Source organism: Methylobacterium sp. WL120 (assembly GCF_008039465.1).
Lineage (GTDB): Bacteria > Pseudomonadota > Alphaproteobacteria > Rhizobiales > Beijerinckiaceae > Methylobacterium > Methylobacterium cerastii.
Window position 1 is genome coordinate 1 of sequence record NZ_VRUT01000052.1, and the last position, 14651, is coordinate 14651.

Below are 14651 nucleotides of genomic sequence, written 5' to 3' on the forward strand. Positions count from 1 at the left end.
TTCCCGCCCCGTTCGCGCGGGCGCTCGCCGACCATGACTACGCCGAACCGACGCCGGTGCAGAGCGCCGTGCTCGAAGCGGCCGCCGACGGCCGCGACCTCCTCGTCTCCGCCCAGACCGGCTCCGGCAAGACCGTCGCCTACGGGCTGGCCATGGCCGGTCTGCTCCTCGACGGCGCGGAGACGCTGGCGCCCCCCGGCGCCCCGCTGGCGCTGGTGATCGCACCCACGCGCGAGCTCGCCCTGCAGGTCCAGCGCGAGCTGATGTGGCTCTACGGCCCCGCCGGCGGCCGCGTCACGGCCTGCGTCGGCGGCATGGACCCGCGCCGCGAGGCCCGCGCGCTGAACGAGGGCACGCACATCGTCGTCGGCACGCCCGGGCGTCTGCGCGACCACCTCGAACGCCGGACCCTCGTCACCGACCAGATGCGGGCGGTCGTCCTCGACGAGGCCGACGAGATGCTGGACCTCGGCTTCCGCGAGGACATCGAGTTCATCCTCTCGGCGACGCCGAACCAGCGCAGCACCTTCCTGTTCTCGGCGACTCTGCCGAAGGCGATCGACAGCCTCGCCGCCCGCTACCAGCGCGAAGCGCTGCGGCTCGCGGTGAAGAGCGAGACCCGCGGGCACGCCGACATCGCCTACCGGGCGATCCGCGTCGTGCCGCGCGAGATCGAGCACGTGGTGCTCAACCTGCTCCGCGCGGCGGACGCGCCGACGGCGATCGTGTTCTGCAACACCCGCAACGCGGTGCGCCACCTCCAGGCGAGCCTGACCGAGCGCGGCTTCTCCACCGTGGCGCTGTCGGGCGAGCTCGGCCAGGGCGAGCGGAACGCCGCGCTCCAGGCGTTGCGCGACGGCCGTGCCAAGGTCTGCGTCGCCACCGACGTCGCCGCCCGCGGCATCGACCTGCCGGGCCTGTCGCTCGTCATCCATGCCGACCTGCCGCACGACGCCGAGGTGCTGCAGCACCGCAGCGGCCGCACGGGCCGCGCCGGCAAGAAGGGCACCAGCATCCTGCTGATCCCGAACGCCCGCCGCCGCCGGGCCGAGCAGATGTTCCAGCTCGCCAAGATCAGCCCCGAATGGGGCGGCCCGCCCTCGGCCGACGAGATCCGCCGCCTCGACGGCGAGCGCATGCTCGAAGACCCGCTCTTCACCGAGGCGCCCGGCGAGGAGGACCTCGCGCTCGCCGAGACCCTGGTCACCGGCCGTACGCCGCTCGAGCTCGCGGCCGCGCTGGCCCGGGTCTACCGCACCCGCCTGCCGGCGCCGGAGGAGGTGACCGACCCCGGCGAGCAGTCCGGCCGCGGCGCGTCGAGCCGTCCGCCCTACGACCCGATGGACCCTGAGCGCATCGCCGCGATGGGCCCGGCGGTGTGGTTCCGGCTCAATCTCGGCCGGCGCGACAACGCCGACCCGCGTCGCCTGCTGCCGATGCTGACGCGCCGCGGCGGCATCGACCGCCAGGAGATCGGCGCGATCCGCATCTTCGACCGGGAGACCAAGTTCGAAGTCCGCGGCAACGCCGCCTCGCGCTTCGCGCAGGCGTTCGCCCGTAACGGCTCACCGGAGATCCAGGTGGAAGCGCTGGAGGGCGATGCGCCCGCCGCCGAGCGCAAGGGGCCGGCCGGCTTCAAGAGCCCGCGCGCGGCCAAGCACGAGCGCCACGTCGGAAAGCCCGAAGGGGCCAAGACCTACGCCCGGAAGCCGCGGGCCTGAGCCGCGACCGGGCGCCGCCTTAGGGCGACGCCCGTCACCAACACGTCCGGGTCGGTCAGAACCGGTCGGGAATGCCCTTCACGGCGTCGCCGAGGGCCTCGACGCCCTCGCGGATCTTGCGGCCGGCGGGTGCGAGCGACGGGACCTTGATCCCGAACACCTCTGTGTCCTCGTCTTGCGCCTGGGCAGGCGCCAGCTTGGTCTCCGCCGCCTTGGCCTCGACCGCCACCGGCTTCAGAGCTGCAGGCTTCCCCGCCACCGCCTTGCTCGCCGGCACCGAAGTGGGCTTGGCGTGCGCCTCGATCCGCGGCTTCGCCTTGACCGCTTCCGGCTTGCTGATCTCGAGCTTCGTGACCTCAGGCTTGGCGCCCTCGTGCCGGATCGCCTCGTCCTTCGTCGCCGCCGGCTTGGCAACGATCGCCTTCGGCGGTTCGGGCGGCAGGGCCGCGTAGGTGGTGGTTTCCGTCTTGGCCCGAACCGTCTCGGCCGCGAGCGGCGCAACTCCGGGGACAGCGCGGGCCGGCGCGACCGGCAGTGTGACGGTGTCCGCGGCCGTGTTTCCGGCGCGCAGAATCGGGTCGACCCGCGCCTCGACGACCGGCGCAGTCGCCGGCTCGGGCGGCAGGATCTCGCGGATCTTCGGGACCGCGGGACCGCTTCCGGCCAGCGCCGGCATGCCGTCCTTGAGGTCGGGCCAGTCGGCGGCCTTCTGGCTCATCGCGATCGGTTTCGCCCGCTGCGGGCCGGCAAGGCCCGAGAGGTACGTGCTGGCGACGCCGGCGAAGGCCCCGGTGGCGCCGAGGCCCAGCGCACCGAACAGGGCGATCCGCGCCCATGGACGGCGAACGCCTGAGCGCGGGGTCGCGGAGGCGGCGGATCGGGTCTCGGAAGGGTCGAGGGCGAGATCAATCATCGGGCGGGGTCGATCTTGGCACGAGGTTGCGTCGGAAAAGCGAGACGAATGCGACCGATCCCCCCATCACGGTCGCGCCCGCCCCCGAAGACCTTCCGAACGCGAGATTTGGCGTTCCAATGAGGACCGGCAATACGGCGCAACGATGTCGTAGCGCATTCGCCGCGCTGATCCGCGGCTTCAGCACCCGGCGTCTTCTGTGGAGAAGTCGTTCCGGCGACGAGGTCTTGCGTAGACGCAGGCTGCTTAAGAACTCGTATCGCCTGCTCTCCGGCACGCCTCAACGCGAGTGTGCCAAGTAGCCGGCCTGCGCGCCGGCCACCCGCTCGATCGCGCGGACCCACCGATCCGCTGCTTGGGCGGGGCGCGGCCCGCCGGACAGGATGGCGGCCTTGAGCGCGAAGCCGTCCCGGTCGCCCCAGCGCGCGAGCAGGGCCTGGAACGCGTCGTGCCGCGCACGCTCGAACGGCATCGCGCGGCCCGCCGCGTCGCGGCAGGGATGCGGTGGATAGAGGTGGCCCACCGGCACGAGGCCCACCGGGATCGGCGCCGTCGCCAGGTGCGTCAGCCTGCGCAGTAAAATCTTCGGCACGATGAACGCCCGCGGACCGGAGGCGTCGCCGGCCCCGCCCAGCATTTCGATGCGCCCGAGCGGACCCGCGACGACGAGGTCGGCACCGCCCGCCACCAGCTCGGGCCGGATGACGGCGTCGAAGTCGATCGACGCCGAGCCGCGATGCGCGCGCAGCCTGTCCAACGCCGCCGGCCGGTCGGTCCTGATGCGGACCGACGCTGGCCTCAGCCCGAGCCCGAGATCGAAGCTTACCGCTTCGCGCCGCGTCGGATCGAGGGCCTCGGCGTCGGGGCCGAACTCGGTGAACCCCATGCGGGCTTGCGGCACGAGACTTGTCGCCGGCAGGCAAAGGGCGACTGCGTGGCTCCAGCCGTCGCCCACCGGCATTTCGTAGGCGACCGGTCGCAGAGTCTCGATAAGCGTCAACACGATGCCGCCGCGGGCAGTCCGCAGGCCTACCCTACCCGCTTCGAGCGTCGCGAACGGCTCATCCTGCCCCCGGCGAAATTCGGCTGCGGCCCCGAACGCGCCGAGGCTCCACGCGCTCGCGGGGTCGGCGAGCGCGTCCAGCAGGATCTCGCGATCGTTCGCATCGAGGGGCATGGCGGCGACGGCTACGCCGGTCGTCGCGGCGGCTCAAGCCAAGTCGGTCGCCGAGGGCCGGAATGTGGATGGCCCGTCGGGCACCCATCCACGCCATGGACTTCGCCGCGCCGCGCCCCCACCCTGCGCAGCGTGAACGCCCAGCCGATCCCCTTCGCGACGCAGCCGGACGACGTGCCCGCCGCCGAGCCGACCTTGCCCCAGACGGTTCCGGCCGTCAGGTTCTGGAGCGGCTGGTCGACGCGTGCGCGGCTGATCGCGGTGGTCCTGGCCATCGACGTGATCGCCGCCCTGGTGTCCTGCGGCGTCATCGTCATCAACGCGCGCAACGCGGTGAAGGTCGAGACGCGGGCGTCCCTGTCCACGGTGGAATCGCTGGTCGCCGACACGATCCGCCTCCTCGAGGCGGCGCCGGCCGAGCGCCTGCTTCAGACCCTCGACCTGCGCTTCCAGGTGCTGCGCCACGTCCGCGTGACCGTTCGCGACGCCGAAGGCGCGACCGTGGGCGCGCCGATCGGTCAGCCGCGGCCGGAGCGGGCGGCGCCCGCTTGGTTCGCCGACCTGATCATGCCGAAGATCGAGCAGCACGAATTGCCGATCGTCACCGCCGGCCGCACGATCGGCACCGCGCGGATCACCACCCAGCCGATGGACGAGATCGACGAGATCTGGGTTTACGCCCGCGCGCTGTCGCTCACGACATTCTGCATCAACGCGGCGATGCTGGCCGCCCTGTACCTCGCGCTTGGGCGGGTGCTGGCGCCGCTCGCGCGCCTCGCCGACGGCCTGACCCAGCTCGAGCGGCACGACTACACGGCACGTCTTCCGAGCCCGTCGAGCCACGAGTTTGCGGTGATCGCGACCCGGTTCAACCAAGTGGCGGAAGCCTTAAGCGCGGTCCGCGCCGCCAACGGGCGGCTGAAGCGGCAACTGCTGACCGCGCAGGACGACGAGCGCCGCAGCACCGCCCTGGAACTCCACGACGAGTTCGGCCCCTGCCTATTCGCGCTGGAAGCCAACGCCGCCTCGATCGGGCGGCTGGCCACCGGAGCCGCCGAGCCCGACCGCAACAAGCTTTCGGCGCGAGCGTCCGAAATTGCCGGGATCGTGTCGCAGGTGCAGAGCCGCAACCGCGACCTGCTCAATCGCCTGCGACCGCACGCCCTCGGGCAGGTGCCGCTCGCCGACTGCCTGGACTTGCTGCTGCGCGACTTCGCCCGCCGCCATCCCGAGACGCGCTTTTCCGGGCACTTCGCCGGCCTGGCCCGGGGATACGGGGAGCTGGCCGACCTGACGGTGTTCCGCTGCATCCAAGAGAGTACGACCAACGCCGTGCGGCACGGCCGCGCCGCGTCGGTCACCGCCGAAGCGCGCGAGGCGGACGGCGCGCTGATGGTGTCGATCGTCGACGACGGCGCCGGGTTCGATCCCGACCACGGCACCGGGCTCGGGCTCTCGGGGATGCGCGAGCGCGTCGAGGCCCTCGACGGCACGTTTGTTCTTGACAAGCACCCGCCCGGCGCCGTTGTCCGCATTATCATTCCCGTGGATCCGCACCGGGGCGACGATCCCGGGTCGGAGCGATCCGCGTGAGCGGCCCTCCCATCCCGTGTCGTCTTCGCACCCCGAGTGGCCTCACCATGAAGTCCGTGGCTCGATGAACGCCTTTGCCATGAAGCCCGTCGCCGTCGAGACCCGGATGCCGGTGCTCGTGATCGACGACCACCCGATCGTGCTGCAGGGCTGCCGCCGGGTGCTGGAGGATGCCGGCATCGAGACGGTGGCGGAGGCGACGACGGTGGTCGACGGCTACCGCGCGTTCCACCGCCTGCGCCCGCCGATCGTGATCTGCGACCTGACCTTTCAGGGCAGCGGCCTGGCCGGCCTCGGCTTGATCCGCCGCATGTGCGCCGTCGAGCCCAAGACCCGCATCCTGGTCTTCAGCATGCACAACGATCCGGTGATCGTGGCGCGCGCGCTCGAGGCGGGGGCGCTCGGCTACGTCCTCAAGGACCATGCCTCTGCCGAGCTGTTCGAGGCCTTCGAGAAGGTCCGCGCGGGCCAAGTCTACCTCGACCGGCGGCTGGCCACCGAAGTCGCGATGCTGCGGACCGACGCCCGCCGCACCCCGGAATCCCAGCTGACGCCGCGCGAGCAGCAGATTCTCGCACGTCTCGCCCAGGGCAAGTCCTACGGCGTGATCGCGACGGACCTGTCGGTGAGCTACAAGACCGTCACCAACGCCTGCTCGCAGATGCGCCAGAAGCTCGGCGTGCGCACGCTGGCCGAGCTGATCCACGTCGCCGTCACAGAGGCCCAGCGCCAGGGCTGACCGGCACAGGCGCGACACGACGGAGGAGCGAACCATGGGCGCGACCGAGACAGGCCCCTTTTCGCAGGCGGCGTGGGCGCGCAACGCCGCGCTCTACGAGACCATCCGCACGATGCCGTTCAACGCCGAGCTCGCCGCCGGCACGCTCGGGCAGTCGCGCTTCCGGCACTACATCGTGCAGGACGCGCACTACCTGATCGGCTTCGGCCGTGCCTTGAGCCTCGCCGCCGCCAAGGCGCCCGAGCCTGACGGCATCGTCCTGTTCGCGAAGGCCGCCGAGGAGGCGATCGTGGTCGAGCGCGCGTTGCACGGCGGCTTCTTCCGCGACTTCGGCATCGGTCCGGACGCCTTCGCCGCGACGCCGCTGACGCCGGCCTGCGACCACTACGTCGCCTACCTGCTCTCGACCGCCTATGCCGAACCGTTCGAGGTGCTCCTCGGGGCGCTGCTGCCGTGCTTCTGGATCTACGCCGAGGTCGGCCGAGACATCCTGGCGCGCGAGAGCGCCGGCAACCCCTACCACGCCTGGATCGACACCTATTCCGGGACGGACTTCCAGGAGGCCGTCGCCCGGATGATCGCGGCGACCAATGCCGCCGCGATCCACGCGTCGCCCACGTTGCGCGAACGCATGCACCGGGCCTTCACGCACGCCACCCGGCTCGAATGGATGTTCTGGGACAGCGCCTACCGCGACGCCGCCTGGCCGGTCTGACGCGCATTTTCGCGATGGCCGCCGGTTGCCACCGTGCTTCGTCCGTTTCAGCAAAGCGTCGGAGGCCGCGCCGGAAACGGTTTTCCGCCGAGAACGCGGGCAACGCTTCGGAATGCGCCGCGTTGTCGCGTTAACCAAGGAGGCTAACGTGCAACAGAGCTGGATGACCCTTCCCGAGATCGCGCTGCACCATCACATCTCCATCGCGGATGCACAGGCGCTCGTCGACGCCGCGAACTGCCCGAAGGTGTTCAAGACGGACGCGACCTTCTACCTGATTTAACGAACTGTCCGTCGCCGATCGAGGCCAACGATCGGCGAAACTGCTTCGGGCTCCCCGGTCTCTTGCATGAGCTTGCCGGGCGAGCCTTACGCAGACATTCAAATGAGTTTGGATTTGATCCGATCAAGCGCGAAAATGCGCCCGTAGGAGTCCGCTTACCTTGGAACTCATGCTCGTTCGGTAAGCGCCGATTGGAGCGGGCGACGGGAATCGAACCCGTATATTCAGCTTGGGAAGCTGACGTTCTACCACTGAACTACGCCCGCGCCGGACCGCGTTTCGGCAGCGCGGCTGGAGCATAGCAGAGCCGCCGGCGTTGTCCACGGGTTCGACGTTGCGACGAGGCTGGATCCGGCGGTGGTGCCCAGAGCCGTCGGCGCAGTCTTGCGCTGTGCCTTTGCCCTCCGCAGACGGTCTCCCTCCGTCCCCTCCGTTCCCATGGCGTCGGCGTTCCACTATCACCCCTGGACACGTACCCGCGATGCCTGCGGCGTCCGCCTGATTGGGTGGCGCCGGCCGAGGATTGATCCGAGATCCATGGACGCCCCTTCCCCCCAGGCCGCGCCCGCGGACAACCCCGCGCGGCTGATCCTCGCCTCCGCCTCGCCGCGCCGGCTCGCCCTGTTGCAGCAGATCGGCATCGAGCCGGACGCGCTGCTCCCCGCCGACGTGGACGAGACCCCGCTGAAATCCGAATCGCCGCGCGAGCTCGCCCGGCGCCTCGCGCGGGCGAAGCTCGCCGCCGCGCAGGGCGCTTTGCACCTGCACGCACACGGCGCCAGGAGCTGGGTCCTCTCCGCCGACACGGTGGTGGCGGTGGGCCGGCGCGTGCTGCCGAAGGCCGAGGTGCCCGACGAGGCCGCCGACTGCCTGCGCCTGCTCTCCGGCCGGCAGCACCGGGTGTTCACGGCCGTGTGCCTGCTCTCGCCGAAGGGGGCGCGACGCGAGCGGATCGTCGAGAGCCGGGTGCGGTTCAAGCGGCTGTCGCAGCGCGAGATGAGCGGCTATCTCGCCTCCGGCGAATGGCGCGGCAAGGCCGGCGGCTACGCAATCCAGGGCTTGGCCGGCGCCTTCGTGGTCAAGCTCGTCGGCTCGCATTCGGCCGTCGTCGGCCTGCCGCTCTACGAGACGATGGCGCTCCTGGACGGCGAGGGCTTCCCGGTGCGCGCCGGCTGGAGCGCGATGGCATGAGTGCGCCCGCGAAGCTTCCCTCCTGCCCGATCTGCGGAAAGCCCGCCGACCCGAAGCTGAAGCCGTTCTGCTCGGAGCGCTGCTCGGACATCGACCTCGGGCGCTGGCTGAGCGACCGCTACGTCATCCCGGCCTCGGAGGACGAGGACGACGGCGACCTGCCGCCCGCCCGGAAACCCGAATCCGAATAGCCAAAAAATCATCGGTCTAGCTTGCGGGATCAGGCTGGACAGGTCGGGGGGCACTGACTATACCCCCGCTCCAGTCGAGGCCGCCAAGCGGTCCGGCGAAGGCCCAGGTAGCTCAGTTGGTAGAGCATGCGACTGAAAATCGCAGTGTCGGCGGTTCGACTCCGTCCCTGGGCACCATCTCTTCCCATCCGCTGAAACGAGTGTTCCGCCCTTGACCTTCTATGGGCGGCTCTGCGAGTTTCGCCGCCGCCTCAGCCGGCTGCCTCCTCAATCTCTTCGCACAGTGACGCCGCCGCGCTCAGGTCGTCCGGTGTGTTGACGTTGTGGAACGGGTCGAACCGCGAGACCGGCCATCGCACCACCGTCGCACCGTGGCGCTCGATGAAGCCGCCGACGCGGCGCTCTCCGCGTTCGACGTGGGCGGCGCGGAGGTCTTCCCGCAGACGCAAGGGCCAAAGGGCGACGGTGTAGTGTTGCCGCTCGCCAGAGGCGGCGAGCACGATCGCGGCCTTGTCCCGGGCGGCGGCGAGGCGGGCGATCAGGTCGTGCGGCAGGAACGGCGCGTCGCCCGAGACGCTGGCGACGTATTCGACGTTGGGATGGAACGCGGCGGCGTGGTCGAGCCCGGCCAGGATGCCGGCGAGCGGCCCGGGATGGCCGGGGACGCCGTCCGGCAGGATTGGTCCCGGAAAGCCCGTGAACCGCGTCGGATCGCCGTTGGCACTGAGGGCCACTCCAGACGCGCATTGCGGCGCGAGCCGTTCGGTCACGCGTTCCAGCAGGGTCCGCCCGGCGAGCGGGAGCAAAACCTTGTCGCCGCCGCCCATGCGCCGGGCGAGGCCGCCGGCCAGGATCAGGCCCAGGACCGGCGGCATCACGGGGCTACTCGAACACGATCTTCGGCGCGGCCCGGCCGGCCGGCGCGGCGTTGAGGTTGTCCCAGAGCTTGGCGGCGATCTCGCGGTAGACCCTGGCCTGCGGTCCGTCGGGCGCGACCGCGACGACCGGCTGGCCGGCATCCGACGATTCGCGGATCGTCATGTTCAGCGGCACCTCGCCGAGGAACGGCACGCCGAGGCGCTGCGCCTCGATCCGCGCGCCGCCATGTCCGAAGATGTGCGATTCATGGTTGCAGTTCGGGCACACGAAGGTCGCCATGTTCTCGATCACGCCGAGGATCGGCACCGCGACCTTCTTGAACATGGTCACGCCGCGGCGCGCATCGATCAGCGCGAGGTCCTGCGGCGTCGAGACGATGACGGCGCCCGACAGCGGCGTCGCCTGCGCCATGGTGAGCTGCGCGTCGCCGGTGCCCGGCGGCATGTCAACGATCAGCACGTCGAGCTCGCCCCAGAGCACGTCGCGCACCATCTGCGTCAGCGCCGACTGCACCATCGGGCCGCGCCAGATCATCGCCGTCTCCGGCTCGATCAGGAAGCCGATCGACATCACCTTAAGGCCGTAGCCTTCCATCGGCTCCATGCTGCGGTTGTCGACCACCTTCGGCTTGCCGGAAAGGCCGAACAGCTTCGGCACCGAAGGCCCGTAGATGTCGGCGTCGAGCAGGCCGACCTTCAGGCCCTGCGCCTTCAGGGCAAGCGCGATGTTGCAGGCGGTGGTGGACTTGCCGACGCCGCCCTTGCCCGAGGCCACGGCCACGATGTGGCGAACCCCCGGCAGGGCCGGACCCTGGCCGGGAGGCGCGCCTGGCCGCGGCGGAGCGGCGGTGACCGGGACCGGCGCCGCCTTGCTCTGCTCCGGCATGCCGGGCCCGCGCTCGGACGTGAGGCTGGCGAACACGCCGGACACGCCGGGCATCGACAGGACCTTGCCCTCGGCCGATCGGCGGATCGGCTCGAAGCGGGCGGCCTCGCTCGCGTCGATGAGGATCGAGAACATCACGCGGTTGGTCGGGTCGACCACCACCTGCGAGAGCCGGCCGGAAGCCGGCAGCGTGGTTCCGGCGGCATCGATGGTCACGGCCTGCAGGGCAAGCAGTACGTCGTCTCGGGTGATCGCCACGGTCTGGCTCCTTCGCCGGGTCCGGCGGCTCGAGATCTCGAAAGGGATGGTTCCGGCCCATGTAAACAGCCGGGCCGGAAACGCCAGCCGCAGCAGGCACGACGCCGTGCGGCCCCTGTGCGCAGGCGATCGAACCAACCGATGCGTCATCCGTTGTGACACGACCGCCGGTGCGGGCGGCAGGGAGAGCCGACGCGCCGTCACCATCTGGAGAGACGACTGCGATGCATCAGGGCAACCACCGCGACCACGAGGGCGCGAAGAAGCTGTTCGAGCTGGTGAAGGACGTGAAGGTGGCGATGATGACCACCGCCGACTCCGACGGCACGCTCAACAGCCGTCCGATGTGGAACAACGACATCGACGAGAACGGCGACCTGTGGTTCTTCACCAAGCTGCACTCGCCCAAGACCGCCGAGATCAGCCGGGACAACCAGATCAACCTGTCGTACTCCGACCCGTCGAGCCAGACCTACGTCTCGATCGCCGGGAAGGCCGAGATCGTCAGCGACCAGGCGATCGTCGACGCCAAGTGGACCGAGAGCCTGAAGACCTGGTTCCCGAACGGCAAGGACGACCCCGAGGTCGCGCTGCTCCGCATCCACCCCGAGCAGGGCGAGTACTGGGACAGCCCCAACAGCAAGATGCTGCACCTGTTCGGCTACGTGAAGGCCACGCTCACCGGCGAGAGCCCGAAGACCGAGACCAAGAAGGTCGACCTGGCCTGAGCGATCTGACTTGATCTACTCGGATCGCATCTGAGCCATCGGAGGCGGCGTGCTCCCACCGGGCGCGCCGCCTTTTCGATGCGCTGAGCGGCGACCTCCGTTGACACCGGTGCGTCGGTCGTGCGCCCTCCAGGCTTCGTGTCGTCCGACCCTAAGGCTTCCCCCCACATGCTCGATCTCGCGCGGCGGGTGCACAACCACAATTTCGGTATCGACCCGATCGTGCGGTCGCTGCTCGACACCGATTTCTACAAGCTGCTGATGGCGCAGACGATCCTGCGGCGGCACCGCGACGTGGCGGTGACCTTCGGCATCAACAACCGCACCACCCGCATCCGTATCGCCGACGAGGTCGATGCCGGCGCGCTCCGCGAGCAGCTCGACCACGCCCGGTCCCTGCGTCTCTCCCGCGGCGAGGCGACCTGGCTGCGCGGGAACGCCTTCTACGGACGCCGCCGCATTCTGTCGGCCGACTTCATCGCGTGGTTCGAGGGCTTCCAACTGCCCGAATACCATCTCGAGGCGCGCGACGGGCAGTACGAGCTGACCTTTCACGGTCCCTGGGTCGAGACCACGATGTGGGAGGTTCCGGCGCTCGCCATCCTCAACGAGCTGCGCTCGCGCGCGGTGCTGCGCAACCTCGGCAAGCTCGACTTGCAGGTGCTGTATGCGCGGGCGATGACGCGGGTCTGGGAGAAGATCGAGCGTTTGCGCAAGCTTCCGGACCTGTCGATCGCCGATTTCGGGACCCGCCGCCGGCACGGCTTCCTGTGGCAGGATTGGTGCGTGCAGGCGATGGACGAGGGCCTGGGATCGAAGCGCTTCCTCGGCACCTCGAACTGCCTGATCGCGCTACGCCGCGAGGTCGAGGCCGTGGGCACCAACGCGCACGAGCTGCCGATGGTCTACGCGGCCCTCGCCGAGGACGACGCGGCGCTGGCGCGTGCCCCCTACGACGTGCTGCGCGACTGGCAGGAGGATTACGAGGGCAACCTCCTCGTCGTGCTGCCCGACACCTACGGCACCACCGGCTTCCTCGCCGGCGCGCCCGACTGGCTGACCGACTGGACCGGCATCCGCATCGACTCGAAGGACCCGATCGCGGGCGGCGAGGAGGCGATCGCGTTCTGGCGCTCGCGCGGCGCCGACCCGCGCGAAAAGCTCGCGATCTTCTCAGACGGGCTCGACATCGACACGATCGAGCGGATCCATGCCCATTTCCACGGGCGGCTGCGGATCGGTTACGGCTGGGGCACCCTGCTCACCAACGACTTTCGCGGACTGGTGCCGGACGGGCGGCTCGATCCGGTTTCGATCGTCTGCAAGGTCACGCATGCGGACGGACGCCCGACGGTGAAGATCTCCGACAACCCGACCAAGGCACAGGGGCCGGCCGACGCCATCGCCCGCTACAAGCGGGTCTTCGGCGTCGGCGAGCAGGACGCGATGGCGGTCGTGGTCTGACCGGAAACCGACGCCGCCAGACCTCCCCCCAACACACCTCATTTTAAGGTGCGGCCGTGAAGCGGGCGCCTCGAAGGATACCTCCAGGATCCGCATGAACCCTGGAAGGCTTCTTCAAGGCCCGCTGACGCGGGCAATTCAGGATGAGGCGGCGGGTCGGATGCCGTGATCAGGGATCGGACGCATCGTCCCCCCGGCGTCTGTCAGCAACGAGCGGTTGAAACCTTTTTGCCCTCGGCTCGATCCGCGCCTGCGCTAGCTGATCGCCCACAGCCCGGTCGCCGCGTCCGAACAAACGCAACCGATGTGGCCGGCTCAGCAGGGACAGAGGCACCATGTCGAAGATCGATCGACGCGCGCTGATCGCCGCCGCGGGCCTCGCGCTCGTCGCGCCGGAATTGGGTCACGCGCAGGAGTCGGGCAAGCCGCAGGATGCGGCAGCGCCCAAGCCGGAGGCGAAAGGCGTGACCCATACCCTGGCGCGCTACGTCGTGAACGCCCGGTTCGAGGATCTGCCCGAGACCGTTCGCCGCGAGGCGACGCGGACCTTCCTCAACTGGGTTGGCGTCGCCATCGGCGGCTCGCACCACGAGACGCTGGACGTCGCGGTGTCGGCGCTGGCGCCGTTCTCCGGGCCGCCGCAGGCCGGCCTGTTCGGCCGCACCGAGCGCTTCGACATCATGAACGCCGCGTTCCTGAACGGCTTGTCGAGCCACATCTTCGACTACGACGACACGCACCTGAAGACCGTGATCCACCCGGCCGGCCCGGTCGCCTCGGCGATCCTCGCCTATGCCGAGATGCATCCGGTTTCGGGGCGGGACTTCCTCAATGCGCTGGTGCTCGGGATCGAGACCGAGTGCCGGATCGGCAACGCGGTCTATCCGAACCACTATGACGTCGGCTGGCACATCACCGGCACCGCCGGCGTCTTCGGGGCGGCGGCCGCCGCCGGCAAGCTGATGGGGCTCACCGAGCAGCAGATGGTGTTCGCCCTGGGGCTGGCCGCTTCGCAGCCGGTAGGCCTGCGCGAATCGTTCGGCTCGATGAACAAGAGCTTCAATCCCGGCCGCGCCGCCGCCAACGGCCTGTTCGCGGCGATTCTGGCGGCGAAGGGCTTCACGTCGTCGGACGGGATGATCGAGGCCAAGCGCGGCTGGGCCAACACCGTCTCGACCAAGCAGGATTATCGCGAGATCACGGAGGGGCTCGGCACCCGCTACGAGAGCCTGCTCAACACCTATAAGCCGTTCGCCTGCGGCATCGTCATGCACCCGGCGATCGACGCCGCGATCCAACTGCGCGACGAGCAGCACCTGAAGCCCGATCAGATCGCCCGCGTCGACCTCAAGGTGCATCCGCTGGTGCTCGAGCTCACCGGCAAGACGGCATCGCAATCCGGGTTGGAGGGCAAGTTCAGCATCTTCCACGCCGTCGCCGTGGCCCTGGTCGAGGGGGCAGCCGGCGAGAAGCAGTTCAGCGACCGTGCGGTGCGCGACCCCGTGGTCGTCGCGCTCGGCGAGAAGGTCGTGCCGGTGGTGACGCCTGGAATCGCGGCGGCGCAGGTCGACATGACCGTGATGCTGAAGGACGGCCGCACCCTGCACCGCCGCATCGAGCACGCGATCGGCAGCGTCGAGCGGCCGATGACCGACGCGGCGCTGGAGCGCAAGTTCACCGACCTCGCAGACGGCGTGCTGCCCGAGGCGCAGGCCCGGCGGGTGATGGCCCTGTGCTGGTCGCTCGAAACGCTCGGCGACACGGCCGACGTCACCCGCGCCGGCGTCGCGCAGGCCTGACCGATCACGGTTCCGTGAAAACGGCACGGCCTGCGAGGGATCGTTTCGCTGGTCCGTGTCGTTCCTCGTTCGCATCGGCGACAGCACAACCGGTGCGAGCGTAAGCGTACGGTTC

At 70.0% G+C, this 14651-nt stretch carries 14 protein-coding genes and 2 tRNA genes; 11 read left to right on the top strand and 5 right to left on the bottom strand.

Annotated elements, in window-relative coordinates; genetic code table 11:
• On the top strand, nt 1-1721 hold a 1721-nt coding region (locus tag FV229_RS11845; RefSeq protein WP_147752169.1), incomplete at its 5' end, for a DEAD/DEAH box helicase.
• Nucleotides 1722-1776: 55 nt separating this feature from the next.
• Here the strand turns inward: FV229_RS11845 and FV229_RS11850 are convergent.
• Both FV229_RS11850 and FV229_RS28040 read right to left on the bottom strand, forming a co-directional pair.
• A complete protein-coding gene (locus tag FV229_RS11850) occupies nt 1777-2634 on the bottom strand; it encodes a hypothetical protein (RefSeq protein WP_147752170.1) in 858 nt (285 codons plus the stop codon).
• A gap of 280 nt (nt 2635-2914) precedes the next feature.
• Nucleotides 2915-3811: a hypothetical protein gene (locus FV229_RS28040; RefSeq protein WP_246688157.1), complete on the bottom strand. Its 897-nt coding sequence runs from the start codon at nt 3809-3811 to the stop codon at nt 2915-2917.
• A gap of 195 nt (nt 3812-4006) precedes the next feature.
• Between FV229_RS28040 and FV229_RS11860 the strand changes: the two genes are divergently transcribed.
• The 4 genes from FV229_RS11860 (at nt 4007) to FV229_RS28420 (ending at nt 7141) form a co-directional block, all read left to right on the top strand.
• Entirely contained in the window at nt 4007-5404 is a 1398-nt protein-coding gene (locus FV229_RS11860; RefSeq protein ID WP_246688158.1) for an ATP-binding protein, read from the top strand.
• A gap of 64 nt (nt 5405-5468) precedes the next feature.
• Nucleotides 5469-6143, top strand: coding sequence for a response regulator transcription factor (locus FV229_RS11865; protein WP_147752173.1), 675 nt, complete (start codon nt 5469-5471; stop codon nt 6141-6143).
• A gap of 34 nt (nt 6144-6177) precedes the next feature.
• On the top strand, nt 6178-6858 hold the full coding sequence (locus FV229_RS11870) for a TenA family protein (RefSeq protein WP_147752174.1): 681 nt from the start codon (nt 6178-6180) through the stop codon (nt 6856-6858).
• Nucleotides 6859-7006: 148 nt separating this feature from the next.
• Nucleotides 7007-7141, top strand: coding sequence for a hypothetical protein (locus tag FV229_RS28420; protein WP_281406040.1), 135 nt, complete (start codon nt 7007-7009; stop codon nt 7139-7141).
• Between the two features lie 192 nt (nt 7142-7333).
• Here the strand turns inward: FV229_RS28420 and FV229_RS11875 are convergent.
• Nucleotides 7334-7407: transfer RNA gene (locus tag FV229_RS11875), tRNA-Gly, on the bottom strand.
• 271 nt (nt 7408-7678) lie between these two features.
• On the opposite strand from FV229_RS11875, the gene FV229_RS11880 reads away from it, so the two are divergent.
• The 3 genes from FV229_RS11880 (at nt 7679) to FV229_RS11890 (ending at nt 8700) form a co-directional block, all read left to right on the top strand.
• Complete coding sequence (locus FV229_RS11880; protein WP_147752175.1) at nt 7679-8332, top strand: Maf-like protein; 654 nt, start codon at nt 7679-7681, stop codon at nt 8330-8332.
• Entirely contained in the window at nt 8329-8523 is a 195-nt protein-coding gene (yacG, locus tag FV229_RS11885) for a DNA gyrase inhibitor YacG (RefSeq protein WP_147752176.1), read from the top strand. The genes FV229_RS11880 and yacG overlap by 4 nt, the downstream gene beginning before the upstream one ends.
• Before the next feature lie 101 nt (nt 8524-8624).
• Nucleotides 8625-8700: transfer RNA gene (locus tag FV229_RS11890), tRNA-Phe, on the top strand.
• 74 nt (nt 8701-8774) lie between these two features.
• On the opposite strand, the gene mobA is transcribed toward FV229_RS11890, so the two are convergent.
• Nucleotides 8775-9398: a molybdenum cofactor guanylyltransferase MobA gene (gene mobA, locus FV229_RS11895; RefSeq protein ID WP_147752177.1), complete on the bottom strand. Its 624-nt coding sequence runs from the start codon at nt 9396-9398 to the stop codon at nt 8775-8777.
• 7 nt (nt 9399-9405) lie between these two features.
• Nucleotides 9406-10545, bottom strand: coding sequence for an Mrp/NBP35 family ATP-binding protein (locus FV229_RS11900; protein ID WP_147752178.1), 1140 nt, complete (start codon nt 10543-10545; stop codon nt 9406-9408).
• A gap of 224 nt (nt 10546-10769) precedes the next feature.
• Here FV229_RS11900 and FV229_RS11905 point away from each other — a divergent pair, with 224 nt between their 5' ends.
• The 3 genes from FV229_RS11905 to FV229_RS11915 all read left to right on the top strand — a co-directional run bounded on the left by FV229_RS11905 (nt 10770) and on the right by FV229_RS11915 (nt 14536).
• Complete coding sequence (locus FV229_RS11905; RefSeq protein WP_147752179.1) at nt 10770-11273, top strand: pyridoxamine 5'-phosphate oxidase family protein; 504 nt, start codon at nt 10770-10772, stop codon at nt 11271-11273.
• Between the two features lie 168 nt (nt 11274-11441).
• Nucleotides 11442-12737, top strand: coding sequence for a nicotinate phosphoribosyltransferase (locus FV229_RS11910; RefSeq protein WP_147752180.1), 1296 nt, complete (start codon nt 11442-11444; stop codon nt 12735-12737).
• A gap of 335 nt (nt 12738-13072) precedes the next feature.
• Complete coding sequence (locus FV229_RS11915) at nt 13073-14536, top strand: MmgE/PrpD family protein (protein WP_147752181.1); 1464 nt, start codon at nt 13073-13075, stop codon at nt 14534-14536.
• The last annotated feature ends 115 nt before the right edge of the window (nt 14537-14651 follow it).

Excerpts from the sequence above, each read along its gene's own strand:
- FV229_RS11850 (WP_147752170.1), bottom strand. The coding sequence starts at position 2,634 with ATGATTGATCTCGCCCTCGACCCTTCCGAGACCCGATCCGCCGCCTCC.
- FV229_RS28040 (WP_246688157.1), bottom strand. The coding sequence starts at position 3,811 with ATGCCCCTCGATGCGAACGATCGCGAGATCCTGCTGGACGCGCTCGCC.
- FV229_RS11865 (WP_147752173.1), top strand. The coding sequence starts at position 5,469 with ATGAACGCCTTTGCCATGAAGCCCGTCGCCGTCGAGACCCGGATGCCG.
- FV229_RS11870 (WP_147752174.1), top strand. The coding sequence starts at position 6,178 with ATGGGCGCGACCGAGACAGGCCCCTTTTCGCAGGCGGCGTGGGCGCGC.
- FV229_RS11880 (WP_147752175.1), top strand. The coding sequence starts at position 7,679 with ATGGACGCCCCTTCCCCCCAGGCCGCGCCCGCGGACAACCCCGCGCGG.
- yacG (WP_147752176.1), top strand. The coding sequence starts at position 8,329 with ATGAGTGCGCCCGCGAAGCTTCCCTCCTGCCCGATCTGCGGAAAGCCC.
- mobA (WP_147752177.1), bottom strand. The coding sequence starts at position 9,398 with ATGCCGCCGGTCCTGGGCCTGATCCTGGCCGGCGGCCTCGCCCGGCGC.
- FV229_RS11905 (WP_147752179.1), top strand. The coding sequence starts at position 10,770 with ATGCATCAGGGCAACCACCGCGACCACGAGGGCGCGAAGAAGCTGTTC.
- FV229_RS11910 (WP_147752180.1), top strand. The coding sequence starts at position 11,442 with ATGCTCGATCTCGCGCGGCGGGTGCACAACCACAATTTCGGTATCGAC.
- FV229_RS11915 (WP_147752181.1), top strand. The coding sequence starts at position 13,073 with ATGTCGAAGATCGATCGACGCGCGCTGATCGCCGCCGCGGGCCTCGCG.